The sequence below is a fragment of the Rhizobium sp. ARZ01 genome (assembly GCF_014851675.1).
Taxonomy (GTDB): Bacteria; Pseudomonadota; Alphaproteobacteria; order Rhizobiales; family Rhizobiaceae; genus Mycoplana.
This window is the reverse complement of record NZ_JACVAE010000001.1, coordinates 1,459,106-1,485,266: the sequence shown is the minus strand read 5'-3', so window position 1 is coordinate 1,485,266 and position 26,161 is coordinate 1,459,106. Positions and strand designations below refer to the sequence as shown.

Genomic DNA, 26,161 nt, shown 5'->3' with positions numbered 1-26,161 from the left:
CGATGGCCCGACCTCTCAAGCTTGCAGTGATTGCCGGAGAAGTTTCGGGTGACCTGCTGGGGGGAGATCTCATTGTGGCCCTGCGGCGCCAGATACCTGATGGAATCGCACTTGTCGGGGTAGGGGGCGAAGCGCTGCAGGCACAGGGACTGGTCTCGCTGTTCGACTATTCAGAGCTGTCGATCATGGGGTTTTCCCAGGTGCTGGCGAAACTGCCGAAACTCCTGCGGCGCATCCGCCAGACTGCCGACGCGATCGTCAAGGCGGAACCCGATCTCCTCGTTATCATAGACAGCCCCGATTTCACCCACCGCGTCGCGCGCATCGTTCGCCAGCAGATGCCTCACCTCCCGATCGTGAATTATGTCTGCCCGAGCGTCTGGGCCTGGAAGGAAGAGCGCGCGCCTCGGATGCGGAGCTATGTGGATCACGTACTCGCTGTGCTTCCCTTCGAGCCAGAGGTGATGACGCGCTTGCAGGGGCCTTCTACGACATTCGTTGGGCATCGGCTGGCAAGTGATCCGCACGTACGGGAAGTACGTCGTGCGCAGCTTGAAAAAGCTGTACCGCCGCTCGGTGCGGAAGCGCCGAGAACGTGCCTCCTGTTGCCGGGGTCGCGCGCCGGTGAAATTACCCGGCTCCTGCCTGTCTTCGGGGCTGTGGTAAACGAACTGGCCGCGAGCAACACCCCGTTCACATTTCGATTGCCGACCGTGCCCCGACAAGAGGTGCTGGTTCGCCAGCTAGTTGCGCAGTGGCCTGTGAAGCCCGAGGTAACGGTTGCTGCCCAGGACAAATGGCAGGCATTCCAGGCCGCGGATGTGGCGATCGCTGCCTCGGGTACGGTACTGCTGGAACTCGCGCTGGCGCGCGTGCCGGTCGTCTCTTGCTACAAGCTGGATTGGATCGCGCGACTGATGACGCGCAAGATCAAGACGTGGACCGCGGCACTTCCGAACCTCATCGCCGACTACGCTGTCATACCGGAATATCTCAACGAGGTGGTGCGCCCGGGCAGCCTCGCGCGCTGGGCCATACGGCTGACGCACGATACGATCCAGCGTCGAGCTATGCTGGAGGGGTTCGATCTCGTCCATGAACGCATGCAGGACGCGCGATCGCCCGGCGACAAGGCGGCCGACGTGATTGTCGAACTGATCAGACAAAAAAAGCCCGGTCTACTCTGACCGGGCTTTTTTGTTGTGTTTGGCGATATCAGCGCTTGGAAACGGGAACGTAGTCGCGCTTCGGTGCGCCGATATAGAGCTGGCGCGGGCGGCCGATGCGCTGTTCCGGATCCTCGATCATCTCGTTCCACTGGGCGATCCAGCCGACGGTACGGGCCAGTGCAAACAGTACGGTGAACATCGTGGTGGGGAAGCCGAGTGCCTTTAGCGTGATGCCGGAGTAGAAGTCGATGTTCGGATAGAGCTTCTTCTCGATAAAGTATTCATCGGTGAGCGCGATGCGCTCGAGCTCCATTGCGACTTCCAGCATCGGGTCGTCCTTGACGCCGAGCTCGCCCAGAACCTCATGCGTGGTCTTCTGCATGATGCGCGCGCGCGGGTCATAGTTCTTGTAGACGCGGTGGCCAAAGCCCATCAGGCGGAATGGGTCGTTCTTGTCCTTCGCACGGGCGACGAATTCAGGGATGCGGTCCGCTGTGCCGATCTCGGCGAGCATGTTGAGAGCTGCCTCGTTTGCGCCGCCGTGGGCCGGGCCCCAGAGGCAGGCAATGCCGGCTGCGATGCAGGCAAACGGGTTTGCGCCCGACGAGCCAGCAAGGCGGACGGTCGAGGTCGACGCGTTCTGCTCGTGGTCGGCATGGAGGATAAAGATGCGATCCATGGCGCGCGACAGGACCGGATTGACGACATATTCCTCGCAGGGCACTGCGAAGCACATGCGCAGGAAGTTCGATGCGTAGTCGAGGTCGTTCTTCGGATACACGAAGGGCTGCCCGATATGGTACTTGTAGGCCATGGCCGCGATCGTCGGCATCTTGGCGATCATGCGCAGCGATGCAACCATGCGCTGGTGCGGATCGGTGATGTCGGTGGAGTCGTGGTAGAAGGCCGACAGCGCGCCAACGCAACCACACATCACAGCCATCGGATGCGCATCGCGGCGGAAGCCGGTGAAGAACCGCGACATCTGCTCATGGACCATCGTGTGGTGCGTGACGCGATAGTCGAAGTCGTCCTTCTGAGCCTTCGTCGGCAGTTCGCCGTAAAGCAGAAGGTAGCACACTTCAAGAAAATCGCCGTGCTCAGCCAGCTGCTCGATCGGATACCCGCGGTGCAGCAGAACCCCTTCGTCGCCGTCAATATAGGTGATCTTGGACTCGCACGAAGCGGTCGACGTGAAGCCCGGGTCATAAGTGAAAGTGCTGGTTTGCTTGTAGAGCGTGCCGATGTCGATCACAGACGGACCAATCGATCCCGATCGCAATGGCAACTCGACCTTTTTGTCACCGACAGTGACTTCCGCGCTCTTTCCCGTCATGAGGACCTCCATTTTCTGCCTGGTGGCACCGGGTCGTGCCGTATCTTGGCCGTGCCGCTTTGCTAGCCCATCTGCGTCGTCATGCCAAGCAAGACGAAAGCCATATTTGTGCAACGCAAAACTGACATTCCGGCATTGCAATATCTACTCTTCTCCGTCAGTTGCAAGCAACTTATGGGCGAGAATGGAGAATTATGGAGGGGGCATTCTTTCTCGGAGAACAAGGATGTTTGCTCCGGATCGGCGATTGCATTTCAAAATCCTAAGTTGCATTATGTCGTGGTCAACGGCTGGGGCAAAAGCCATGTGGGAGGGCACCGCTACGAAAGTCGAAGACCCGGCCGCCATTGCGAACCGGAGGCTGCCGAACTCGCAAGCGGAAGATCGGCTTGTCTTGCGCCCACCCTTTCAGGCAGACCGGTTCTCTCGTTTCCCCCGAATTGCCGTTCGATCCCTGGGATACAAAGTTGCTGCCATTCCGGCTGCCTTAGCCGCTGCGTGGGAACAGGAGCGGGACTACGGCACCGCTTTTCTGTTCGTTCCCGTTTTGATCGGTGCAGGAGCGTGGTCGTGGTTCGCACTTGCAGACGATCCGCCCTTGATGGCAATTCTTTCGGTACTACTCGTCAGCGGCGCGGCCACCGTGCGTCTGCGGCACCGCCACGACCACCTATCCTTGGCAGCATGGGCGGCATTCCTGCTGTTTCTCGGGATGATGCTATCCGCAGTCGAAAGCTGGAGACTTTCGACCGTTCTGCTTGATCAGTCGGTGACCACCACGATCAGTGGCAAGGTACTTTCCCGCGAGTCCGACGACCGGGGCCGTATGCGTTATCGAGTAGCGCTGTCTTCCACTACTGATCCTACTTTGCGCCGACCACCCAGCATAGTGAGCCTGCTTGCGCGCAGCCCACATGAAGCGCTGCCGATCGGAGGTGGTATCACCGGGCGCACGCGGCTGAACCCACCTTCAGGACCCGCATTGCCGGGCCTCAACGACTTCGCCTTCGACGCCTACGTCGCAGGAACGGGCGCGATCGGCTATTTCTACGGCAAGCCGGCGGGTTCGGCACTGAGCCAGCCCGTCGGCTCAGAGCACACATTCGATGCGGCAAGCCGATGGATAGCCGAATGGCGGAATGCCATCACGGAGCATATCCGTGGCCGCATCAGTGGCGATGCTGGCGCGATCGCTGCGGCGCTGATCACAGCCGAACAGCGCGGCATCAGTCCGGATACGGTCGAGGCGCTCCGGAAGGCAGGCCTCGCGCATGTCCTCGCGATTTCCGGATTGAATATGGTGCTTGCTGCAGGCACCTTCCTCTTCGGGGCCCGCCTGCTCTTGGCACTTGCCCCCGGTGTTGCCGAACACTGTCCGGTGAAGAAGATCGCGGCGGTTGGCGGACTGGTGACGGTGACCCTCTACATACTGGTCTCTGGCGGCGCGGTCTCAGCGATCCGTTCCTGGCTAATGATCGTCGTTTTGCTTTTCGCGGTCATCTTCGACCGCACTGCGATCAGCATGCGCAACATCGCTCTATCGGCAGTCATCATACTCATGATCACACCGTCGGCTGTCACAGGACCCGGGTTCCAAATGTCGTATGCGGCTACCCTCGGCCTTGTCGCAGGCTACGCAGCTTGGCGCGAACGCCCCCTACCGAGCGCAGTATGGACAGGCAAACGCTGGCGGCTACTTTCACTCACTTCCGCGTTTGTAGGTGGAATCCTGTTATCGGTCGTTGATCGGCGGCGTCGCCACGTTTGTCTATTCCGTTGGTCACTTCCATCGGTTTCCCGCATATGGCCTGGCTGGAAATCTGCTGGCAATGCCGATCATTTCGACAATCGTCATGCCGATGGCGCTCGTTTCAATGATGCTCATGCCATTCGGCCTGGACGGTTTCCCGCTTTGGATCATGGGCCGAGGCATCGATTGGATCATCGTGTTGGCCAAGTGGGTATCCGGCTGGGGTGGAGAAGTCGTGACCGGTAGACTGCCGCCGCTCGCATTTGCATTGATTGCGATAGCAGGTGGCCTTGTCTGTATGTTTCGGACGCGTCTGGCAATTGTCGTCCTTGTGCCACTCGTGATCGGAGTAGCTCTCGCGTTCGCCCATCGGCCAGACGCACAGCCTCAATTGCTCATATCGGAAGATGGTCGCCTCGTTGCGCTCATTTGGGAAGGGGAAGCAGCGACGAACCGTTCGAACCCACCTGACTTCCTCTACGATCAATGGCGCCGGGCCATCCGTCTAGAAGGACATCGAGCACCAAAGTTTCAAAGCAGCAGTGAAAGTAAACAACGGCAGCCTTCGAGCGGGAGAGGCTCCTCTGCTGATCGCCGGGAAGCCATATTCGGTGGTCAGCCAGATACGCAGCAATTGACGGCGACGCGCAACACGCGGACAGCAAAATCGAGAGCCGTCTTGAGCCGGGCTGCAATGGCGCGTGTGAACGATGACATGCGCACTGCACTCGCAACGGCAGTCCACGAAAAACGCTTCGTTTGTCGCCGCAAGGAGTGGTGCGTCGGCGTTGCACCCGCGGGTTGGCGCGTGGTGACTCTCGAAGACCCTGCCTTTCTAGGAGCGGCCTGCGACAATGCTGATTTCGTCGTCGCTCCGCTGCACCTCAAGGCCGAGCCTTGCCGTTCGGGAGCGCAACTCATCACCATGCGCACCCTGCGCCAGAGCGGAGCGCTTGAGATCATGTCGCGACTTGCCGAACCAACTGCCCGAGACGACTACACCATCCGCCAAGCCATCACCTCGCTCCACCGTCCGTGGAGCCGGCATCGCCTCTATGATTGGCGCACCGAGAAATTCCTGGAACCACAAATCGCAGCCGCTACTGATAGCGGCGAATGAGACCGACGAGTTTGCCCTGGATCTTTACTCGATCAGGGCCAAAGATGCGGGTCTCGTAGGCGGGATTGGCGGCTTCCAGCGCAATGGAGGCCCCCTTGCGCCGGAAGCGTTTCAGTGTTGCCTCCTCATCGTCGACGAGCGCCACGACGATCTCGCCCGGGTTGGCCGAACTGGCATTGCGGATGATGACGGTGTCGCCGTCAAGGATACCGGCCTCGATCATGGAGTCACCCTTGACCTCAAGCGCGTAGTGCTCGCCGGAACCGAGCATCTCGGGTGGTACGGCGATGTCGTGGGTGTTGTTCTGGATCGCCGAGATCGGGACACCGGCAGCGATCCGCCCCATCACCGGAACCGAAACCGAACCTTCTGCACTACCGGTGGCTGAACGGGGTGGGGCAGGGGGCGTGGGCGATTTGCCGAGGCTGCCTTCGATGACGGATGGCGAAAAGCCGCGACGCGCCTTGAGGCTAGGCGAGTAGGCCTCGGGGAGCTTGATGACCTCCAGCGCACGAGCCCGGTTGGGCAGCCGCCGGATGAACCCGCGCTCCTCAAGCGCCGTAATCAGGCGGTGGATCCCCGATTTAGACGCGAGATCGAGCGCGTCCTTCATCTCGTCGAAAGAAGGCGGAATACCCGTTTCCTTCATCCGCTCATGGATGAACAGCAGCAATTCCTGTTGTTTGCGGGTCAGCATGGCTCGCCATCCAGAATCGTGAAACAAATCCAGAACAGACACTATCTGTTCCACATGTGTTCCGCAAGGGGGTAATTATAGGCAGACGGGGGAGCGGTCACGCACTGGGTGGCCGGCGAAAAAGCTCCACATTCTGACAAGGGAGCTCTTTCGCTGTTATGCCGCTTGCTGCGGACGAGTTACGGGCAGGCAGCGACATAGCGGCGACCGTAGCGATCGCGGTAGTAGCATCGGCCGGGCTGACCTGCGACATTGCCGATGACGGCACCGGAAACACCACCGATGGCAGCCCCGACGGCAGCACCCCGAACATCGTTCGTAATGGCGCCGCCGATTACCGCGCCCGTGGCGGCCCCGATTCCGGCGCCCCTCTCGGTTGGGGTGCAGCCTGCCAGTGCAAGGCCGACCATAACGAGGAAAAGGGAGTTCTTGATCATGTCCAATCCTTCCTGTCTCGTTGATAATTTCTGGCTACTTAAATCTTGTCCATCCAGACGAAGCCTTCAAGTGTAATCTCGTTCTTGCAACGCTTACAACGGCGCGTGGCGTGCTGCAGCCCCTTCCGCCTCTCGCCCTACAAGGAAACAAACGCGGTCAGCGTGTAGAGTACGACGACATAGTAGAGGCTTCACCGAGTACGCCGACGGCACGAGAGACGCTATCCCAAAAACGCTCGGCATAGGGCCTCAGCATCGGCGCCAGCGCTGCCCGGTAGAAGCGGTAGGGTGGCAGTCCCGACATCGAGACGAGGCGATAGCCAAAGTGGCAAAGGTCAGCGGCATGTTTCGTGCGAGGCCCCCGCAGGCCTCCAGGCGCCTCAAACCCGTGCGTCGAATGATGCCCGCGACCGTCAGAAAGAGGACTCCTTTGACCATCAGATGGTTCGCCACCAGATAGAGGGCCGTCACCCAACCGAGATGGCTCATCAGCGCAACGGCGGTGACGATGTAACCGGTCTGGATGAGGCTGGAATAGGCAAGCATACGCTTCATGTGCAGCCTGCTGCAGCGCCAGGAGCGCGCCGACGACCGTCGTCAGCATGCCGATCCAGCCTATGGCGCGCGCGAGGTCAAGGCCAAGTTCGGAACGGACAGCGAGGTAGGCCGTTATGAACAGGGCGAATATCGCCACCTTGCCGACGACGGCCGACAGCATGGCCGACAGATCGTCATCGGCTTGCGCGTAGGCGCCCGGTAGCCACACGTGGACGCCGATCGTGCCGATCTTGATCAGGAAGCCGGCTGCAAGCAGCAGGACGGCGGGGATCAGTTCCGGACCCGAGGAATAGAAGGCAGTCAGGCCGGTTGTGCCGTTTTTCGCTGCGGCCATGGCGAGCCCGCCGAGCTGCTTGCGGCCGTCGATTTGCCTGAAGGAGAGCCCGCAAAGTGTCGAACCGGATCAGGCGTGTGGCCGTTCGTCTCGACTGCGCCGGGACTGTGGTTTCCCGGGATCCCGATATAGAATTCCGCAAAATTCAGCGTCTGTGAACGTTGGGCGGAGTCTGGCCTAGAGAGATCGTCAGCCCGGCGTCTGTTGGTTGCAAGGAGAATCGGAACGACGGTGTTCGCCTTTGCGCCGGGCTGCGCGCCGGCAAGGCCGGTGACCGCACGCGGACCACCGCACCCCGGCAGAGCGGCCAAGACAATCAGGAGTGCGAGCAGTCGCTTTGTCGGCATCATCTGGCTCGGTTGGTATCGAGAGTCGACGAAGTTAGAGCATCTGATCGGCCGTTCCACAACCTTAGCCTGCGTGACAGCGATCGAGAGGGTGCGGCTGTGCCTACGTTGCAACGTGTGGAAGAGATATCACGAGCGATGTCGGATCGCATGCATGCTTCTTCCGCGTCGTTCGCAGCCGCCAGCACCGCGCGTCCCTTCCGGAGGGACGATCGGTGGATTTTGCAAAATGCGGGACCCACCGCCAAGTCCTGGGATTTGAAGCCAATCACAGAGCACCAGCAATATTGCAAGATTGCCCGGCGTTCTACGATCTCAAGGTATTCTATTCCATTCCCGTCCGCCCGGATCGACCGATATGGCTTCATCCTCCGAACAGAAATTCTCCCTCTGGACACTGATGGCGATGGTGGTCGGCTCGATGGTCGGTGCCGGCATTTTCTCGCTGCCTCAGGCTTTCGGCCGCGCGACCGGTCCCTTCGGCGCTTTGATAGCCTGGACGATTGCCGGTGTTGGGATGTTGATGCTCGCCTTCGTGTTCCAGACACTGTCGCAACGAAAGCCGAATCTTGACGCGGGTATCTATGCCTATGCCAAGGCCGGGTTCGGCGACTATCTCGGCTTCCTGTCCGCGCTCGGTTACTGGTCGGCTGCGGTCCTCGGTAACGTCTCTTACTTCATCCTTATCAACTCGACGCTTGGCCTGTTTTTCCCTGCCTTCGGTGATGGCAATACTGTCCTGGCCGTTGTTATCTCCTCAGTTCTCTTGTGGATCATGCACGCGTTGATCCTGCGCGGCATTCGGGAGGCGGCTGCCCTCAACAATGTGGTCACCTTTGCCAAGATCATTCCCATCGTGCTGTTCATTGTCTTCGTCGGATTGGGATTCGATCTCTACACCTTCGCCGAGAGCTTCTGGGGTGGCGAGGAAGTAACGTTTGCCAGCGTCGCCGGACAGGTGCGTGCGACAATGCTGGTCACGGTTTTCGTCTTTGTCGGCATCGAGGGGGCAAGCGTCTATTCGCGTTACGCCCGCAACCGCGCCGATGTCGGCATTGCAACGGTAGTCGGTTTTCTCGGCGTCCTCGCGCTCATGGTGATGGTGACGCTTCTCTCGTACGGCGTTTTAACGCGGCCGGAACTTGCGGCCCTGCGCAACCCGTCCATGGCGGGCGTCCTTCAGGCCGTTGTCGGCCATTGGGGGGCGGTGTTCGTAAGTGTGGGACTGCTCATCTCTGTGGCCGGTGCGTATATTTCCTGGGTGTTGCTTGCGGCTGAAATTCTCTATTCTGCTGCTAAGTATGAAACGATGCCGCGGTTCCTCGCCCATGAAAATGCAAGGGGTGTACCGGCAAACGCGCTGTGGCTGACCAATATCGTCGTCCAGGTCTTCCTGATCCTGACCTTGTTTACGCAATATGCGTTCCGCCTCGCGCTGGAACTGACGAGTTCGATGATCCTCATTCCGTATTTCCTCGTCGCCGCGTATGGCCTGAAACTATGCTGGAGCGGAGATACCTACGATCAGGACTCCGCCAACCATAGGACCGACTTCCTCTGGGCGGGCATCGCAACCGTCTACACTGCAGGGTTGATCTATGCGGCGGACTTCACACACCTGCTCCTGACGACCGTCATATATGGGCCGGGAACGATCCTCTATCTCATGGCGCGGCGCGAGCAGGGAAAAGCTGCATTCATGCGCACGGAACTCGCGCTTTTCGTGCTTGCGGCAATCGGCGCGTGCGTCGGCATCTATCTAATCGCGACGGGCGCCATCTCGTTCTAATCTGCCGGGTCAATGTACCACTGCAAGGTGTCGAAACGTTCAGATGATCATGTCGTCGCGCGTAAACAAGCGGCGTCAGCGATGATACTTTTGATGCACCGCTGTCACAAAATCTGAACGCAGCGCATATTTTTGGGATTCTGTGCCGATCACAGCAATTGTTGTTCGGCATTATAGTTCCAATCGTAGCCAGCCATTTCAATTGAGGAAAGAATTGCCAGCTTAACAACTTATCGGGGGAAAGATGTCTTCGGAAACGACGCAGAAGTTCTCACTCTTCGCATTGACAGCCATGGTCGTGGGCTCCATGGTCGGTGCGGGTATTTTCTCCCTGCCGCGAACGTTTGGTAATGCAACCGGACCGTTTGGCGCAATCATCGCCTGGTGTATCGCTGGTGGCGGTATGTATATGCTCGCACGCGTCTTCCAGTCGCTGGCAGAACGCAAGCCCGATCTTGATGCCGGTGTCTATGCATACGCCAAGGAAGGCTTCGGCGACTATCCCGGTTTCCTTTCCGCCTTCGGCTACTGGATCGGCAGTTGCATCGGCAACGTGTCATACTGGGTGCTGATCAAATCCACGTTGGGGAAATTTTTCCCAGTCTTTGGCGACGGCAACACGCTCATCGCCATCGTCGTGGCCTCGGTCGGCATCTGGCTGTTCCACTTCATGATCCTGAAGGGGGTCCAGCAGGCGGCCTTCATCAACACTGTGGTCACGGTTGCGAAGATCGTTCCGATCATCGCCTTCATCATCATCCTCTTCTTCGCCTTCAAGCTCGACCTGTTTCGCGCCAATTTTTGGGGCGGGGAGGGCATGCCGGAGGCAAGCCTCCTGCAGCAAATACGGGCGACGATGCTGGCGACCGTCTTCGTCTTCATCGGTATCGAGGGTGCGAGCAACTATTCTCGCTATGCGCAGACACGCGCCGATGTCGGCAAGGCGACGATTATGGGCTTTGTCGGAGTCAGTGCTCTGATGGTCCTTGTCACGCTTCTGCCCTACGCAGCCCTCCAGCGGCCTGAAATCGCCGCTATGGCCCAACCGTCGATGGCGGGTGTCCTGGCAGCCGTTGTCGGTCCATGGGGAGCAGTCTTCATCAGCATCGGCGTGATCGTGTCGGTGCTGGGCGCCTATCTGGCATGGTCGCTGGTCTGCGCCGAAGTGCTCTACGTCGCCGCTCGCACGGAAGACATGCCGCGCCTGTTCGGCACCGAGAACCAAAACAGGGTGCCCGCTGCTGCGCTGTGGCTGACCAACATCATCGTCCAGCTCTTCGTCATCAGCACGTACTGGTCACAGGACGCTTTCGCCCTGATGTTGAACCTGACAAGTGCGATGGCCCTGATACCTTACCTGTTCGTGGCCGCTTACGGCTATCTTGTGGCGCGGCGCGGCGAGACCTACGAACAGCTCAGGCCGCAGGAACGCAGGCGTGACCTGACCATTGCCAGCATCGCCGCGATCTACACGATGTTTATGATCGTCGCCGGCGGTATGAAGTTCGTCCTCTTGTCCGCGCTTCTCTACGCCCCCGGCACCCTCCTTTACTTCTGGGCCCGGCGCGAACAGGGCAAGCAGATCTTCAACACCACCGTGGACTGGGTGGTCTTCGTTGCCGCCGTTATAGGCTGCATTGCTGCGATCATCGGACTGGCCACCGGCTACCTGACAATCTGAAAAGGAGGAAACGCATGTCTTCTGCAAGTTCCACCCAGGCGCTGGGCGTTCATTCTGAAGTCGGTCAACTGCGCAAGGTCATGGTGTGTGCACCCGGCCGCGCCCACCAGCGCCTTACTCCAAGCAATTGTGACGACCTCCTCTTCGACGATGTGCTCTGGGTCGAAAACGCCAAGCGCGACCATTTCGACTTCATGACCAAGATGCGCGACCGCGGCATCGAAGTTTTAGAAATGCACAACCTGCTCTCTGAAACGGTGGCCATTCCCGAAGCCAAGAAATGGATCCTCGACAATCAGGTCGTGCCCAACCAGATCGGACTCGGTCTGCTCGATGAAGTTCGCTCCTATTTGGAAGGCCTGTCCAACCGCGAACTCGCCGAAACGCTGATCGGCGGCCTTTCGACGTTCGAATTCCCTGAAAATATCGGTGGCGAGCAACTGGCGCTTATCCGCGATGCGGCGGGCGTCAACGAATACCTGCTGCCGCCGCTGCCGAACACCCTCTACACGCGCGACACGACCTGCTGGATCTACGGCGGTGTTACCCTCAATGCACTTTACTGGCCGGCGCGGCACGAGGAAACCATCCTCACCAGCTCGATCTACAAATTCCACCCGGATTTCGCCGGCAAGGTCAACATCTGGTGGGGAGACCCAACCAAGGACTGGGGCCTTGCGACGTTCGAAGGTGGCGACGTCATGCCGATTGGCAAGGGCAATGTGCTGATCGGCATGAGCGAGCGCACCTCGCGCCAGGCCATCAGCCAGGTCGCAGCAGCGCTGTTCGAGAAGGGTGCTGCCGAGCGCGTGATCGTTGCGGCCATGCCGAAGCTGCGCGCCGCCATGCATCTCGACACGGTCTTCACCTTTGCCGATCGTGATTGCGTGCTGCTTTATCCAGATATCGTCAACGGGATCGGTGCCTTCTCCTATCGTCCGGACGGCAAGGGCGGCGTAGAGCTGCACAAGGACAAGGGCACCTTTGTCGAGACGGTGCGCGACGCGCTGGGCCTGAAGAAGATGCGTGTCGTCGAGACCGGCGGCAACGATTACATGCGCGAGCGCACCCAATGGGACAGCGGCGCCAACCTCGTCTGCGCCTCGCCGGGCGTCGTCTACGCCTACGACCGTAACACCTACACCAATACTCTGCTGCGCAAGGAAGGCATCGAGGTCATCACGATCACCGGGGCCGAACTGGGTCGTGGCCGCGGCGGCGGTCACTGCATGACATGCCCGATCGTCCGCGATCCGGTCGACTACTGAGCTGGCACAGCCCGACTCCCATCGCGCGGCTGCCGCTGCGCGATGGCTAGCCGTCACCATGGCGCCACGTTCGTCTTTCGCGAGCCCGTTCTTCCGCAACAGTAATCCCGCAGTTTTCGCACTTATCCTGTTGAGCGGATGCCAAAAGGAAGAGGAATCCACGGAGCTACCGCCGCGTCCAGTCAAAACCGTCGCCGTTTCTTTCAATCCCGACGACACGTTCGGCTCGCTCGTCGGGGAGGTCCAGCCGCGCTTCGAAACGAATTCAGCTTTCGCCAGGGCGGCGAGGTGCGCGAGCGCAACGTCGAGGTTGGTAATCTTGTGGAGCCGGGAACGGTGCTGGCCATGCTGGATTCCGAGGACCAGCAGGATGCGGTTCGCAAGGCCGAGGCAAACCTTTTCGCGGCAAGGGCGAACCTCGACAATGCAATCGCCAACCGCGACCGGACGCAAAGCCTCTACCCGCGCACTGCCACGCGGCAAGCATTGGACGCCGCGATCGCCCAAGCCAACACGGCAGAGGCCAGCGTCAACGCGGCCGAAGCTGCCCTTCGCGTCTATGCTGCTTGGGGCGATTGCCGGCGTTTTCTCCTTCTGGAACCTCGGCAGGAGCGAGGCCCCCGATTTCACCGTCAAGACGATGCTCGTACCGCTCGGCCAATCGACCAGATCGACAAGTCAATCGCGGAAAGGGCAAGTCGAGGCAGAGCGTGATCGATGCGACGACCAATCGGGTCCGCCCGATCTTCCTGACCGCCGGCTCGACGATCCTCGGCATGCTGCCGATCGTTCGCGATCCTTTCTGGTAGCCGCTTGCCTTCACCGTGATCGGTGGCCTGATCGTTGCCGCAGTCCTCACGCTGATCTTCCTGCCGGCGCTCTATGTCCTTTGCTTCTGCGTCCCGCCGGAAGCGAAGGGGAGACGAGAGCAGGTCGGCGAAAAAGAGGCGAGCCTTGAGGATGAGGCGGCCGTTACTACCGGGTGAGGCCTGGCATGAAGGTACACACGCTGCCAAAAACCAAAAATTGCCGCAAGAATGTAGGGGTGCTAAGCCCCGCCCGACTGCTTCGGGAGGTTTTGATGGGCGGCGGGTGCAATAACAGAATCGAGATCAATCTCGACAATGTCTCCCAATTGTTCGAGACGCTCGACCCATATCCGTTCCGCGAGCGGGATCTGTCAAAGGATGCCGAAGAGTACATCGTCGACAGCGCGCGCGAATTGCCGCGCGACGTGGCGCTGGAGATGGTGATCTACTTGCCGAAAGGCAGCGTGGACGAAGACGCGGCCCATAGTCTTGGTGCATCGGTATCGACATATTTCGCCCATCGGACCCAGGCGGTTGGCCGGCAAATGCGCGAGCTCTTTCGTGTGGGGCGGCGCGCCATTCTTGTCGGACTGTCAATTCTCGGACTCTGCCTTGTGGCTGTTCAAGCCTTCACTGTGTTGCTGCCGTCGACGGGGATTGTCCGCTTCGTGGAGGAGGGGCTTGTCATCGTCGGCTGGGTTGCGCTGTGGCGTCCACTGGAGATCTTCCTCTATGACTGGTGGCCACTCGCCCGGGAGCGCCAACTGTACAGGCGCTTATCGCAGGCGACGGTCGGTATTCGTTACCATAAAGCCCCTGCGGATTTGCCGCCGCAAGCGGACGAATAGTGTTGCGACGCCAGCGGCGTTCCCGCGATGGCGCAATGTCGATTTTCGACGCTGGCTCCGATCCCCTATGAAACAGCCCGGTCACGCGCTTCCAACTTTTCCCCAGTCTGAAGGCGCCAGAGCAGGGAACCAAGCCGTTCCTTGGGGGCGAGGCTGGCAAGATCAGCACCGGTGTAACTTGGCATACTTGCCCTTTCCCCTTTGCGAACATCGCTTGGGCTGTAGCCGAACTCGCGCCTGAAGGCGCGGCTGAACTCCGCGCCATCAAAGCCGCGTTGCTCGGCGATCTCAAGAATTTTCCGATTCTCATTGGGATCGGCCAGCACGGAATGTGCGTCGAGTAGACGGCGATGCTGGATGTATCGATTGACGCCACCTGCGGGTTCAAAAAGCCGATAGAGCCGCGTTCGGGAGATGGCCAACTCGCGCATCAGCATCTCTGCACCAAGCTTTTGACTGTATAGATTGTTTTGAATGAACTGCCGCGCACGTTCCAGCAGAAGTGCGAAGATTGCTCGCTGCGCATCCTCAGTATAGGCCCGGTTCGGAGCAACGCAGGCCAGGATCATTTCGCGGGTGGCGGCCAACAACTGGGGCAGTTCGTCCTGACGGAGGCACGCGGCCTGGTTGCCCAAGCCGATCATGAATGCGGCGAACATGCGTCCCATCGCGGTGTCCAGTATCGAAAACTCCGCCGAGTCCAGTACGCGCGCAATATCACGGCAGAAATCGCGGGGTATCCACAGCATGAGCATCTCGCTGTCCGAAGCCTTGCCGTGGAAAGTACGCCCCAGCGGGTGAACCTGAACAATACCAGGCCTGCAATCGAACGAATGCGTTGGCGTCGTTGTCGTTGTGTGTCCGCTCAGCAAGAGCGTCATGACCCAATGGTCGAGCGGGCGGCTTTGAAGATGTGCGGGCCGGCTGGAAAAACTTACTGCGCCGGTCATTATCCTTGAGAATCCTATCCCGCCGAGGTCCCAGAGTATCTGACTGCCATGAAAATCAGCCATCGCTTCTTTGGTCCCGCTCAGGTCCACCATCGGTGCGAAACTGCAGCGCCAATTGTTGAACCTGTCTGCGATTGGAAGGTCGTCGGTCGAAAAGGCATAACTGCGGACGAGCGAGTGGGACATGTGCCGTGAGGTGGATGGCGCTGCGGGCACCTCGATCAGCATGTCGGCGGTGCCACCTGTTGCGACGTGAAGCGTCATGGAGTTTGCCGTGGCCCGGCCGAACATACCACCCTCCGTCTTCATGGCAGCACCTCCGGACAGGCGACGCCGCCATCGAAACATGCGCTCGCCAGACCTTTCGCTGGGCCAGTGTGCAGCATCGTTGCAGAATGAACCATGCTCATCGCCGAACGCCCCACCGAAAGGGTCATGCCTCTGAAACGATCGCCGCTGCGGCATACCACCCGTGCTGCCAATTCCTTGGCCACGGGTCGCCTGCCGCTTTTCATTTTAAAAGATCGGTGACCTTCGATTGCCAAATCACCAGCACTTATCAGCACCTGACGTGTCGCGTGTTCTGCGATCGGAAGAGACAGGATAGCTGCTATGCTGCGTGTGGACAACATCGGCATCCCTCATGGCGATCAAATCGCCTGGAGGGCGATCTCATGCATGCGTGCAGCCGATGGCTTGGGGGTGAACAACATCCCTCTGACATCTCGATTGGAGACTAACGGACAGGATGTTTGATTTCAATCACTAGCTGTAGTATTGATGGAGAGGTGAATGGCTTTTGTCGTACATTGCTTCCGACAAGCCACCGGGTCCCGACTTAGGGGATGATCCGATCAGGATGCTTTGCGAACAGAAAGGGCGTTCCGCACAACGGGTCGGAGATATGGCAACATCCGCCTCGCGAGATCACACGGCGCCCTTCCAGAACGGGCGACTTGCCGCATCAATATCGCCCTATTTTCACATTGACCGTGCCGCGGCGCGCGCGGTCATGATGCAACCGGGCAGGAACGTGCCCTCCAGCGACCGCTTGCCGCTGGCGCCGCCGCCGCCGAACCCTGCAGCCTCACCGACGCAGTAGAAGCCTGGAACTGGCTTACCCGCGGCGTCAAGTACGCGGCTTTCCAGGTCAGTCTGCAGGCCGCCCAGGCTTTTTCGGGTGATGAGCTGCATCCGGATGGCGATGTAGGGACCTGTCCCCGGCTTCCGTAGTGGTGCCGGCCGGCAGGTGCGAAGCCGGTCCGGATTCCACTGGCGGGCGTGGAGGATGTGTCTGATCTGATCGTCGTTGCTGAGCCGGCGGCCATAGGCGAAGTTGGCATCGAAAGCGTCCACCGTTGCCTCAAGGACGTCCGCCTTTACATCGTCGGTGCCGGTGAGCGCGTTCATCTTGGCGGCCAACCCCGCCAGCGTGTCGTCCACCAGGACGTCACGGCTCTCGTGCACCATCTGGTCGACCAGCCGACGATTGCCGAAGAGGACTTCACGAAGGAATGCGAAGATGCGTCTGTCCCGGATGCTTGGGTTGTGTTCAGCGCCCGAGATGGCAAATTCCTTCTCGGCGATGCGGCGATTGAGCAGATGCCAGGTGTAGGGCCTTTCCAACGCGGCGACCCGCTGGCAGAGGTCGTGGGTGTCGAACCCGGTGACCAGCGGCTTGGGCCCGATGCGTAACCCCCGGTGATCGAGCCACAGGGCTGATTTACAGGGAATCGTGGAAAGCCCGTGGCCCTCGAAGTGTGGAAACGGATGGGGAATCCCCGCAGCATAGTTCCACATTTCCCCGGCGTTGACTATTTGTGCGCCTACGCTGTAGGCCGCCCAGTGGTGCAAACGACCGTCTGCGAATGGGTGGGCACCGTTCAGCATCGTCCGGGGCAGGGGACGCCCCTCGACCCAATTGGTGCGGGTCTGCTCATGCGTCCCGTTGATACCACCCATGGCCAGGACGATCACCGGTGCGGCTAAACGGACTTCAGCGCCCGTATCCTCGTTCACGCCCACCACGCCTGATATCATACCTGCCTCCCTTTCGAGACGCGTGATGCGATGCCGGTGGAGCACTGTGAGCCGGCCACCGGAGTCTGCGGCATGCATCGCGGCGACGAGGGTGAGCGTGAGGTGGCGGGCCGTGCCCCACACCACGTGATAGCGAGGAAGAGAGTTGCCGTTCCCCAGTAGCCCCCGCTCGACCCAGTTCACCGCGGGCATGAACTTCAGGCCGTGAGAGATCAACCAGTCGTAAACTTCGGCCCGCGACCGTTCGACGTAATAGCGTGCCCATTGCAGTGGCCAGTGGTCGGCTTCAGTGAGTTCTCCGAAGCGTTGCCAGTCGCGCAGCGCGATCTCCGGTGTGTCGGGAATCTTCATGCGTGCCTGCAAGGGGGTGCCCACCAGGGCCATGCCGCCGAAGGCCCATAGGGCGAGACCACCGAACCGTTCCGGTGTGTCGCGGTCCACAAGGGTCACGGAGCGACCCGCTCGCAAGGACTCCAGTGCTGTGACGATTCCGGCGAGACCGCCCCCCACAACCAGCACATCCGATCGGTTCACCTTAGTCATCTTCGATCCCTCAAACCCCGCTCAGCCACAGCGTTTCAGGGTGCGATCTTGCGCTTGAGTATGCGGGCTATCGGTCGGGGCAGGCCGTCCAGCGAGCCCAAAACGTGTGGCAGCAGCTTGAGTTTGAGTCCCGACAGCGTGGGAGGCACCATCGCCTCGATCAAGCTCGGTCCACGCTTTGCCAGAGCCGATTCCAGCGCCTGCAGAAAGTCTTCCGTGGTCGAGACACGGGTCGCCGGAACACCCATGCCCTCGGCAATCCTGGCGAAGTTGAGGATCGGCCCGTTCAGGTCCAACTGCGAGCGGGCTTTGGGACCGGCTTCCTCCGCTCCCACCCGTTCCAGCTCTATGTTGAGAACCGAGTAGGAAGCGTTATTGAAGATGATGCAGGTGACGTCGAGTGACTCACGCGCCAGCGTCCACAATGATTGGATCGTGTACATCGCGGTGCCGTCGCCGATCAGGGCCAGCACAGGGCGGTCGGGGCAGGCGATGGCCGCACCGATCGCGTTCGGCAGGCCCTGACCGATGGCCCCGCCGGTCAGTGTGATCAGGTCGTGGCGCGGGGCACCTGCAGTGAACCTCGGCAGCATCAATCCCGAGCTTATGGCTTCATCGATCAGGATGGCATTGTCCGGCAGCAGATGACCGACGGCCTTGCAAACCTTCTCCGCGGTAAGCTTCTTCCCGCGCGGGCGACCCGGCCGGGCCTGGGGGGCTAGCTTTGGCGTGGCCTGATCGGCGCCGAGAGCGCGGGCGAGCTTCTCCAGACTGCCAGCCGCGTCCTGTTCGGGAGTGGACAGCGTGTGCAGCTTGCATCCGTCGGGGACCAGAAGGCTCTTCTTACCGGGGTAGGCGAAGAAGGAGACGGGCGCCTTTGCGTCCACCAGGATCAATTCCTCGATGTCGGCGACCTGTACCGAAGCCAGTTCAGCGAGATAGGCGATCCGTTCCACAGGGGGCAGACCTGCGCCGCGCTCCATGCGCGTGGGGAAGGTTTCGGCAAAGACCTTGATCCCGTTGGCTGCAGCGACGCGGGCTGCGGCGAGGAGAGCGTCTTCGCCAAGCGCGCCGCCTCCGAGGAGCAGCGCAGCGCTGCGACCCGACCCGATCACCGAGGCGATAGCGTTCACAGTCGCATCATCGGCCGGCTCGGGCGGAGGAATCTGCGGTGGGGGTTCGGGAACTCCACCTTCTCCCCACGACACGTCGGCGGGCAGGATCAAAGTCGCCACCTTGCCGGGTAGGCCGCGGGCGGCCTTCACCGCATCGACGGCGTCACGGCACAGCTCGGCAGTGGAGCGGGAGGTGCGCACGAAAGTAGGAGAAACGTTTCGGGCAACCGTCTCGATGTCGGACTGCAATTGTGCGTCGAAGGGTACGTGATGGGTCGCGTGGTCGCCAACGATGTTGACGATCGGCACTTTTCCCTTGCGGGCATTGTGCAGATTGGCGAGGCCGTTACCAAGGCCGCAGCCGAGATGGAGGAGCGTCGCCGCTGGTTTGCCTGTCATGCGCGCGTAGCCGTCGGCGGCGCCGGTGGCAACGCCCTCGAACAGACACAGCACCGCCCGCATTCCCGGGGCTGAATCCAGTGCCGCCACGAAGTGCATCTCGGAGGTGCCCGGATTGGTGAAACAGACTTCGACCCCGGCATTGACCAGGGTGCTCATCAGGGCTCGTGCACCATTGGGCATGGAGAATTCCTTGGCTCTAGCGGTGAAGTGTTCTGGCGAATGTACTGCGTTCATCCATGTCGAACTGGGAGTGGTCGCGTTGTGCGCCCAGGTTTCTACACCGACGCGCTGGTTGAAACGCTTCGGCCGCTGCCAGGCTGCGCTTCGTGTTCAGTCTTTTCACCGACTTAAAGCGCATCAAAGGTGGCCCACTGAACAATTCCATTGAAATGATCGGTCTATGAAGGCTGGGATGGGCCGCTCAGAGCAAGAACTCGCGATAAAGTATTTGATATCTGAGAAAGCGCTGTGACGTTCGAGACAACCGCTTCGCGTGATCTCTGCTAAGTTCAATATCCATACCGCGTGCCCTCCCGGTACGTTACAATTTGTCACGCCCTATTGGAGGTGCTTTGACTCAGATCAATCGTGATCAGTTGTAAACTTAAGATGTTGCCTTCGGTATTTCTTCAGAGTACTTCAACGGAAGAGGATAGGGCGGTGACTGATCATTTCTGGTCGCGTCGTGACCTCAATTGCCTCCGTCCCCACTCCCCTCGTTGCCTGACAAGAGCGTTGCTATCCACCTCGTCGCCGGCACCTGTGCTCCATACTCGATGAGGCAGATCAGGATAGGGACGCCGATGAAAGCTCCGGGCAGCCCCCACATGAAGCTCCAGAAGAATACGGCGAAGATCACGGCGAAGGGAGAGATCGCCAGGGAGGCGCCCGTCAGCCTTGGCTCGAAGTAACTGCCGATGACAAACTGGATCAGGTTGAGACCGACGAAGACAAAAACCGCGGATTGCCAGCTTTCGAACTGGGCGATTGCGAACAGGGTCGGAAAGGCTGTCGCGATAAATGGCCCGAGGAAGGGAATGTAGTTGAGCGCGAACGCGATCGCCCCCCAGGCCGCGGCCAGCTCAAGGCCAACGAATCGAGCGAAAATCCAAACGACCAATCCGGTCAAGACGCTGGCAAAGGTGCGCACGGCCATGAACCGTCGGAGCTTCGCGCCGATCCTAAAGTTTGCTTCCAGAATCATCGCGCCCTGCGGCTGGACGCTCCGCAACAGCAGCCTCCGCTTGAAGTCCTCGACTTCAAGAAGGCCCAACATGACAGATATGAAGACCACCAACATCAGCCCGGCGACGCTATTCATGCGACCGGCGGCACCCTGCAGCAAGCCGACGAGCCAACCGACGTTGAACTGTTCCGAGAGCGGGCCGGCGATGGCCACCCCGTGTTCTTCCAGCCACTGCGTCCAGTCGATATAGACTGTTTGAAACCGCCCGGCGTTCAGGAAGAGCCAATGCCCGAGTACGCTCAGCCCCCAGGCGATTGAGGAACCCACGGCAACCACGGCGATGATCGTCACCAGCAGCGTTATGAGCAGCGCAACCAGGCGCGGCATTACGCGCTGCAGTGCCGCCTGGAGTGGCCATACTAACGCAATGACCAGGACGGCAAACGCGAGCGGAACGAAGACTGATTGGGCGACATTCAGCAAGGCGAGAACGAGCACAGCAGCCGTCACCAATCCGGTCACCTGACCTCGTCCAGCGCCAACCATGAGAAGCCCCCGTTCCCGCCAACAGGAAACTTACGCAGGCTTTGACACGGTTCGCAAGTAGGAATGGATGGAGTGATTACCGCTCTGACCACGCGGCAATTCTTGCTCAAGACTTGTCGGGCCAAGCGAGGCGACGCACTTCAACCAGGTCTGGACGAGGAGTAAACACTGTCTCATTCCAGGCGTTCGTCGCGCGAAATGTTGTAAAGCCTATAGTTGCATCAAACTGATGATACACCTACCGCTATTTCGTGTAGTGAATCCGCACTCAACATAGAGACAATCTCTGGTCGTCATTGCTGAGAGGCGATGTACTTCATTCTTAACGGACGCAGATAGCTCGCGGACGATGCTCGCACTGCGTTCAGTTTGATCTCGACATGGTGGGGCCGGGGATCCCAACTGAAACCATCTCAAGGAGAGAGCCATGACTATTGTGTTTCAATCACACGGCGGGAAGGAAAAGCAGCCTGAAGGGTCACAAGCAGACGAATCACCGAAATTCGGCGCGGGCAAACCTGTGGGAACTGATATAGCGGTCGATGAGGAAGCGGACTTCGGGTATTTGATGCCCCCGCTTGATGCCCCTGAAAAGTACTTGCCTGTCGCACAGCAGACTGTCGATGATCTCGATGCTCTGGGTGAGAAGATGATTGACGCCGCCGTTGCAGAAGGCACGGCGGGTAATTCCGACATGCCGCCAGTTCTGACCTGTTGGGGCCAGTTCCTGGACCATGAGCTGACAGCTCGCACTGATCGCGAGAGCGATGTTACGAACATATCCCAAGCGCATCCGCCTCAGGCATCCTCTGTCGTTGAAGCGAAGATGCGAAATGCGAGATCGCCTCGGTTCGATCTCGACAGCGTGTACGGTGGATCTCCATTGGGTCCTGGAATTACAGCTGATGTAATGACCGTTATATCAGGGATGAGGCACCCGACGTTCATCAACAAGATGAGAGTTGGTACGGCTCACGATGCTGATCCTCGTCCAGATAACCTCGATCTTCATCGGGATCTTCCGCGATATGGGCAAGTTCAGCCTTCTGTAAGGGGTGCGGCTCTTCGGCTTGCTCAGGCGTCAATGGATGCAACCGCTTTCCAGAAATTCAAGGAAACGCTGCCTGAGCGGGCGCTCATTGGCGACACGCGCAACGATGAGAACCTGGTCGTTGCGCAATTCCATTTGAGCTTCCTGCGCTTCCACAACAGGGTCATCGATTTCTTGGACAGCCACCCGACCGGTTGGTTGGCTGATTTTAATTCAGCGCAAATCCTGACACGGCTTCATTATCAATGGCTCATCGTTGAGGGGTACTTGAAAGGGGTCTGTCGCAGCGATGTGGTGGCAAAGGTCATTGAAGACCGCGCGTCACACTTCTTCAAATTCAGAGCCGAATTCGATTCCAGAAGGCAAAATTCCAGGCTTGGTAACGCTCTGCCTCTCGAATTCTCCGTTGCGGCCTATCGCTTTGGGCATTCGATGGTCCGTGCGAAGTATGACTACAACAGAGCTTTCGGACGACCTGATCCCAACGTAACTGGCATATTGGCTGAAGCCTCCCTTGAACTCTTGTTCAAGTTCACGGGTGGTGGTGGCGCAATTTCCAATCAAAAGACATTGCCAGAGAACTGGATTATCGACTGGGCAAGGTTCACTGGGCCCAGCCCGAATGACGGAGCCGATGGGAAACCCGCTCGCTTGGCACGGAAGATTGACACCGAACTTGCTCCATCCCTTGGCGACATGGTCAAGGAGGGCGAGGACCAGCCGACTGCGGAACTTAAGAAGCTCTTCAAAAACCTCGCTCGCCGAAATCTGCGGCGAGGCTACAATCTGAGGCTCCCGACAGGGCAGGCGCTACACGCCTATCTGAAGCAAATCGGCGCTGTCTCGTCCGCTCCGATTGCTGATATCTCCACGCTTTTTAATCACAAAGCAGACCTTCGAGATTTCTTGAAAGGCACGCTTTCAAAGCTTCATCAACGCACACCACTCTGGTTCTACCTTCTGGCTGAAGCAGAGGCCGCTGGAGGAAATCGTCTCGGTGAGGTTGGTAGCTACCTCGTCGCCTCTACCTTCGTTGGCGTCCTTCTCTCCGATCCGGACTCCGCTTTGTCTCGCGGCTTTACTCCAACACACAGTCCGCTGCGGATGCCGGACGGAAGTGAAATCGACTCGCTGATTAAATGGATGCGCTTCGCAAAGGTTCTGAAATAGCGACCAAGGGGCTACCGTGCCGCGGTCGACACCGTAGCCCCTTTTTGAAGTCTTTGAACATTCAAATCGGTAGGAAAAGGCAGGCGCAAAAATGGTGAAAAGAACAAAAATCAAGGCTGACCGGGGTTCTACCTCTGATGGCCTCAATCGCACATTCGACGCTCTTCCTGATACACTCGATTTCCGAGATCGCATGTACGTCGCGAATCTCGTGGAGGTAAGATCCGCGTCCAATCTTGATGCTTACAGAGCGTTGCATATCCCGGTGCTTGATCAAGGCAAGGAGGGAGCTTGCACAGGCTATGGCCTGGCAACCGTCGTGAACTACCTGCTTCGAATTAACAACGGTGAGCAAGCGGTCCAGGATCCAGATGCGGCTCAAGCCAGCGCACGCATGCTTTATGTCATGGCAAAAAGATACGATGAGTGGCCAGGTGAGGAATATGACGGTTCAAGTGCGCGGGGTGCTGTGAAAGGGTGGCACAAACACGGCGTCTGCTCGAAGGCCATTTGGAAGGATAACCGAAAAGAAGTCGACATCGACGAAATTATAGCTTCGGATGCTCTGGAGCGTCCACTCGGGGCCTATTTCCGCGTCAATCCCAAAGATCTTGTTGGTATGCATTCTGCCATCACAGAAGCAGGCATTCTTTTTGCTACCTGCCGTGTTCATGAAGGGTGGTCACAGGTCAACGAAGGTGACACCGAGATCCCCTATTCCGAAGTGAAGTTAGGGGGGCATGCTTTTGCGATCGTGGGGTATGACCGAACTGGCTTCTGGATTCAGAATTCATGGGGTGAGAAGTGGGGCAGTAAAGGGCTTGCGCGCGTTCATTACTCCGACTGGCTCGAGAACGGATGCGACGTGTGGGTCGCACGTTTAGGCGCTCCAATAACATTCACCAGTCCTGTAGGCACCGCTCGAATGAGCGCAAGCGCACCCAGGAGTTATGAGAGCTTTGTATATGCGTCGCTACGGCCGCATATTATTACGGCGGAGAACGACGGGGCGCTTTGCTCTACTGGGGTCTACGGGCTTACACCAACAGGCTTGCGGGACATCCTCACAAAGCAGCTTCCCGACAAGATCAAAGATTGGAACAAAAAACGTGTGATGATCTACGCACATGGCGGCCTGGTCTCGGCTGATTCTGCCTATCAGTACGTCGCGAACTACCGTGAAGACACCCTAGAGGAAGAAATCTACCCGCTTGCGATTATCTGGCGGTCGGATGCCTGGACGACGCTGAAGAACATACTTGCTGAAGCGGTACTGCGAAGGAAGTCGGAAGGCTTCCTGGATGAAGCAAAGGATTTCATGCTCGATCGACTGGATGACACGATCGAGCCAATCACGAGGCTCCTTGGTGGAAAAACCCTTTGGGATGAGATGAAGGAGAATGCCTCGCTCGCCTCCAAAGAGGCCAAAGGCGCTGCAAGGATGGTGGCAAAGCATCTCATCGAACTGCAGAAGGAAGGAAAGATCGACGAGATTCACATGATTGGTCATAGTGCCGGATCGATCCTGCTGGCACCCCTTGCTCAGTATTTTGCAAAAGAAGGCGTCAAGATCTCCACGCTGTCCTTGTGGGCTCCCGCATGCACGATGCAACTCTTCAAGGATGAATACGAACCATTGATCAATGATGGGAAGATTGAGGCCTTTGAACTCTATACACTGGATGATGCCACCGAACGGGATGACGACTGCGCAGGTATCTACCACAAATCCCTGCTGTACCTCGTGAGCCATGCCTTTGAGAAATTACCCCGAATTCCCATCCGAAACCCAAAGGGGACGCCACTGCTGGGGCTTGAGCGCGATGTGAGGGATCACATTCCCAGTTCCTTCTGGAAGGGGAACAACAAGTGGTACAAGGCTCCTGGCTCAAACAAATCCAATGCTCGGCATCATGGTGATTTCAACGACGATCTAGAGACCCTCTTCGCTACAATGGAAACCATTACGGGAAGGTCGAAAGTAACAGCGAAAAAACCGGATCCGCTAAAACCGCCCAAAGCGAAGGTCATACAGTTCCGTCAGAACCTCGACATCGCGCTCATTAAGCGGACGGCCGAGAGGGGCTGAGGCAGCGATACCCCTCGGATAAACGGATGCGCGGCAGCTTTCCTTGGTCCCTAGCCACGGCGCCAGGGGCATGGGCGCTGGCGCAGACATTGACTGGATTAGCGATGCAAAAACAGCGGCATACGAGAGATTATTGCCGGAAGAGGTGCCCGCCATTATTCAACACAGGCTTGTGCAAGGGAATTTTGTTCCGCAGATCATCATGCTGTTTTTATGATATAAAGTTCACATTCTTTCCAAGCTTCTCCAGGCCGGCGAGAATGTAGTTGGTATTGGAGTAATGATACCCCTGCGTTACCGGCAGGTTGTTGCTGCTACTGGGCTAGACCGCATCGATCAGCTCTTCCGCGGCAAGATCGCGTTTCGGCTGCACCACCCAAGTGCGCGAGATGAACTCGGTCTCCGAATAGTTCGGGATTCCACTGGTCATATCGAGAAGGCGACGGATGCTGACATTGCCCCAGGCGGGATATTGCGGCAGCCACTTACCGACCGTGTCATCGATGGAGAGGAGCCCTTGGGCTTCCAGTTTCAAGAGGACTGCGGCAGCGAAGGACTTCGAAGTGCTGCCCATGGCGAACAGGGTATTCTGGTCGACGGGCGGATCGTTAGGGGCGCGTCCCGTTTGCCTGCAAAGGCTTCGATGTTCGGTCCTGAGACGCCGAGGCTGACATAAGCAGCGATGCCGGTGACGCCTTCGACCGGCGAGCGCTCCGCGAGCCAAGCGTCCAGCGCGTTCTGCACGCGTTGAGTTTGCGATGGCGGCGTTTCGTCTGCAAGGGCAGCACCGGCAATCAAAAGCACGATCGCAGCAGCAAATCTTCAGCCAATTCCATGATCGGGCCACCCCTCCTGGAAAGTCGTCATTCCTTGAAATGAACCTGACAGTTTGTGAGTAAAATGCTGGCTGGACTAAGCCCCGACGA

21 protein-coding genes and 2 pseudogenes are annotated in these 26,161 nt (G+C 58.9%); 12 read left to right on the top strand and 11 right to left on the bottom strand.

The annotated features are described in order from the left end of the window. The first annotated feature begins 2 nt into the window (after positions 1-2). Entirely contained in the window at positions 3-1,187 is a 1,185-nt protein-coding gene (lpxB, locus tag IB238_RS07085) for a lipid-A-disaccharide synthase (protein WP_192244794.1), read from the top strand. Positions 1,188-1,215: 28 nt separating this feature from the next. Here the strand turns inward: lpxB and gltA are convergent, their stop codons facing one another. Then, entirely contained in the window at positions 1,216-2,505 is a 1,290-nt protein-coding gene (gene gltA / locus IB238_RS07080; RefSeq protein WP_192244792.1) for a citrate synthase, read from the bottom strand. Between gltA and IB238_RS25035 the strand changes: the two are divergent. Beyond that, positions 2,414-4,120 (top strand): annotated as a pseudogene (locus IB238_RS25035) (ComEC/Rec2 family competence protein); the annotation flags it as partial. The gene gltA and the pseudogene IB238_RS25035 sit on opposite strands and share 92 nt — an antisense overlap. Positions 4,121-4,226: 106 nt before the next feature. Continuing rightward, entirely contained in the window at positions 4,227-5,375 is a 1,149-nt protein-coding gene (locus IB238_RS24935) for a ComEC/Rec2 family competence protein (RefSeq protein WP_348648205.1), read from the top strand. Here IB238_RS24935 and lexA read toward each other — a convergent pair. From lexA to IB238_RS24925, 4 genes and pseudogenes are all read right to left on the bottom strand, one after another. Then, on the bottom strand, positions 5,356-6,072 hold the full coding sequence (gene lexA, locus IB238_RS07070) for a transcriptional repressor LexA (protein ID WP_192244788.1): 717 nt from the start codon (positions 6,070-6,072) through the stop codon (positions 5,356-5,358). The two genes, IB238_RS24935 and lexA, sit on opposite strands and share 20 nt — an antisense overlap. 179 nt (positions 6,073-6,251) lie before the next feature. Continuing rightward, positions 6,252-6,506, bottom strand: coding sequence for a YMGG-like glycine zipper-containing protein (locus tag IB238_RS07065; protein ID WP_192247466.1), 255 nt, complete (start codon positions 6,504-6,506; stop codon positions 6,252-6,254). A gap of 252 nt (positions 6,507-6,758) precedes the next feature. Then, complete coding sequence (locus tag IB238_RS24930) at positions 6,759-7,055, bottom strand: proton-conducting transporter membrane subunit (RefSeq protein ID WP_281414455.1); 297 nt, start codon at positions 7,053-7,055, stop codon at positions 6,759-6,761. 73 nt (positions 7,056-7,128) lie between these two features. Continuing rightward, positions 7,129-7,401: pseudogene (locus IB238_RS24925) on the bottom strand (proton-conducting transporter membrane subunit); the annotation flags it as partial. Between the two features lie 705 nt (positions 7,402-8,106). Between IB238_RS24925 and IB238_RS07055 the strand changes: the two are divergent. From IB238_RS07055 to IB238_RS07030, 6 genes are all read left to right on the top strand, one after another. Then, a complete protein-coding gene (locus IB238_RS07055) occupies positions 8,107-9,537 on the top strand; it encodes a basic amino acid/polyamine antiporter (protein ID WP_192244786.1) in 1,431 nt (476 codons plus the stop codon). Between the two features lie 244 nt (positions 9,538-9,781). Next, positions 9,782-11,218, top strand: coding sequence for a basic amino acid/polyamine antiporter (locus tag IB238_RS07050; RefSeq protein WP_192244785.1), 1,437 nt, complete (start codon positions 9,782-9,784; stop codon positions 11,216-11,218). Between the two features lie 14 nt (positions 11,219-11,232). Beyond that, complete coding sequence (locus IB238_RS07045) at positions 11,233-12,486, top strand: arginine deiminase (protein ID WP_192244783.1); 1,254 nt, start codon at positions 11,233-11,235, stop codon at positions 12,484-12,486. Between the two features lie 288 nt (positions 12,487-12,774). Next, the gene (locus tag IB238_RS07040; protein WP_348648204.1) at positions 12,775-13,200 is read left to right on the top strand and encodes a biotin/lipoyl-binding protein; all 426 of its coding nucleotides are present in this window, start codon (positions 12,775-12,777) and stop codon (positions 13,198-13,200) included. Positions 13,201-13,310: 110 nt separating this feature from the next. Beyond that, positions 13,311-13,472: an efflux RND transporter permease subunit gene (locus IB238_RS24530; protein WP_246723495.1), complete on the top strand. Its 162-nt coding sequence runs from the start codon at positions 13,311-13,313 to the stop codon at positions 13,470-13,472. An 8-nt stretch (positions 13,473-13,480) separates the two neighbouring features. Then, positions 13,481-14,143, top strand: a complete 663-nt coding sequence (locus tag IB238_RS07030; protein ID WP_246723494.1) for a hypothetical protein — start codon at positions 13,481-13,483, stop codon at positions 14,141-14,143. Between the two features lie 65 nt (positions 14,144-14,208). Here IB238_RS07030 and IB238_RS07025 read toward each other — a convergent pair whose 3' ends face one another. The 5 genes from IB238_RS07025 to IB238_RS07005 form a co-directional block, all read right to left on the bottom strand. Further along, positions 14,209-15,402: a helix-turn-helix domain-containing protein gene (locus IB238_RS07025; protein ID WP_246723493.1), complete on the bottom strand. Its 1,194-nt coding sequence runs from the start codon at positions 15,400-15,402 to the stop codon at positions 14,209-14,211. Next, a complete protein-coding gene (locus IB238_RS07020) occupies positions 15,399-15,725 on the bottom strand; it encodes a hypothetical protein (RefSeq protein WP_192244781.1) in 327 nt (108 codons plus the stop codon). Before IB238_RS07020 ends, IB238_RS07025 begins: the two co-directional genes overlap by 4 nt. A 349-nt stretch (positions 15,726-16,074) precedes the next feature. Further along, positions 16,075-17,676, bottom strand: coding sequence for an FAD-dependent oxidoreductase (locus IB238_RS07015; RefSeq protein WP_192244779.1), 1,602 nt, complete (start codon positions 17,674-17,676; stop codon positions 16,075-16,077). A 35-nt stretch (positions 17,677-17,711) separates the two neighbouring features. Beyond that, positions 17,712-19,373, bottom strand: coding sequence for an acetolactate synthase large subunit (locus IB238_RS07010; RefSeq protein ID WP_192244777.1), 1,662 nt, complete (start codon positions 19,371-19,373; stop codon positions 17,712-17,714). 511 nt (positions 19,374-19,884) lie between these two features. Further along, positions 19,885-20,925: an AI-2E family transporter gene (locus IB238_RS07005; protein ID WP_192244775.1), complete on the bottom strand. Its 1,041-nt coding sequence runs from the start codon at positions 20,923-20,925 to the stop codon at positions 19,885-19,887. A 427-nt stretch (positions 20,926-21,352) separates the two neighbouring features. Here IB238_RS07005 and IB238_RS07000 point away from each other — a divergent pair, with 427 nt between their 5' ends. The 3 genes from IB238_RS07000 to IB238_RS06990 all read left to right on the top strand — a co-directional run bounded on the left by IB238_RS07000 (position 21,353) and on the right by IB238_RS06990 (position 25,452). Then, the gene (locus IB238_RS07000; protein WP_192244773.1) at positions 21,353-23,146 is read left to right on the top strand and encodes a heme peroxidase family protein; all 1,794 of its coding nucleotides are present in this window, start codon (positions 21,353-21,355) and stop codon (positions 23,144-23,146) included. A 91-nt stretch (positions 23,147-23,237) separates the two neighbouring features. Then, positions 23,238-25,235 carry a C1 family peptidase gene (locus tag IB238_RS06995; RefSeq protein WP_192244771.1) on the top strand — a complete coding sequence of 666 codons (1,998 nt, stop codon included), beginning with the start codon at positions 23,238-23,240 and terminating at the stop codon, positions 25,233-25,235. A gap of 70 nt (positions 25,236-25,305) precedes the next feature. Continuing rightward, positions 25,306-25,452, top strand: coding sequence for a hypothetical protein (locus IB238_RS06990; RefSeq protein WP_192244769.1), 147 nt, complete (start codon positions 25,306-25,308; stop codon positions 25,450-25,452). A 105-nt stretch (positions 25,453-25,557) separates the two neighbouring features. Here the strand turns inward: IB238_RS06990 and IB238_RS24920 are convergent, their stop codons facing one another. Next, a complete protein-coding gene (locus tag IB238_RS24920) occupies positions 25,558-26,082 on the bottom strand; it encodes a serine hydrolase domain-containing protein (protein ID WP_348648246.1) in 525 nt (174 codons plus the stop codon). Positions 26,083-26,161: the final 79 nt, after the last annotated feature.

Excerpts from the sequence above, each read along its gene's own strand:
- lpxB (WP_192244794.1), top strand. The coding sequence starts at position 3 with ATGGCCCGACCTCTCAAGCTTGCAGTGATTGCCGGAGAAGTTTCGGGT.
- gltA (WP_192244792.1), bottom strand. The coding sequence starts at position 2,505 with ATGACGGGAAAGAGCGCGGAAGTCACTGTCGGTGACAAAAAGGTCGAG.
- lexA (WP_192244788.1), bottom strand. The coding sequence starts at position 6,072 with ATGCTGACCCGCAAACAACAGGAATTGCTGCTGTTCATCCATGAGCGG.
- IB238_RS24930 (WP_281414455.1), bottom strand. The coding sequence starts at position 7,055 with ATGCTTGCCTATTCCAGCCTCATCCAGACCGGTTACATCGTCACCGCC.
- IB238_RS07055 (WP_192244786.1), top strand. The coding sequence starts at position 8,107 with ATGGCTTCATCCTCCGAACAGAAATTCTCCCTCTGGACACTGATGGCG.
- IB238_RS07050 (WP_192244785.1), top strand. The coding sequence starts at position 9,782 with ATGTCTTCGGAAACGACGCAGAAGTTCTCACTCTTCGCATTGACAGCC.
- IB238_RS07045 (WP_192244783.1), top strand. The coding sequence starts at position 11,233 with ATGTCTTCTGCAAGTTCCACCCAGGCGCTGGGCGTTCATTCTGAAGTC.
- IB238_RS07030 (WP_246723494.1), top strand. The coding sequence starts at position 13,481 with ATGAAGGTACACACGCTGCCAAAAACCAAAAATTGCCGCAAGAATGTA.
- IB238_RS07025 (WP_246723493.1), bottom strand. The coding sequence starts at position 15,402 with ATGAAGACGGAGGGTGGTATGTTCGGCCGGGCCACGGCAAACTCCATG.
- IB238_RS07020 (WP_192244781.1), bottom strand. The coding sequence starts at position 15,725 with ATGTTGTCCACACGCAGCATAGCAGCTATCCTGTCTCTTCCGATCGCA.
- IB238_RS07015 (WP_192244779.1), bottom strand. The coding sequence starts at position 17,676 with ATGACTAAGGTGAACCGATCGGATGTGCTGGTTGTGGGGGGCGGTCTC.
- IB238_RS07010 (WP_192244777.1), bottom strand. The coding sequence starts at position 19,373 with ATGCCCAATGGTGCACGAGCCCTGATGAGCACCCTGGTCAATGCCGGG.
- IB238_RS07005 (WP_192244775.1), bottom strand. The coding sequence starts at position 20,925 with ATGGTTGGCGCTGGACGAGGTCAGGTGACCGGATTGGTGACGGCTGCT.
- IB238_RS07000 (WP_192244773.1), top strand. The coding sequence starts at position 21,353 with ATGACTATTGTGTTTCAATCACACGGCGGGAAGGAAAAGCAGCCTGAA.
- IB238_RS06995 (WP_192244771.1), top strand. The coding sequence starts at position 23,238 with ATGGTGAAAAGAACAAAAATCAAGGCTGACCGGGGTTCTACCTCTGAT.
- IB238_RS06990 (WP_192244769.1), top strand. The coding sequence starts at position 25,306 with ATGGGCGCTGGCGCAGACATTGACTGGATTAGCGATGCAAAAACAGCG.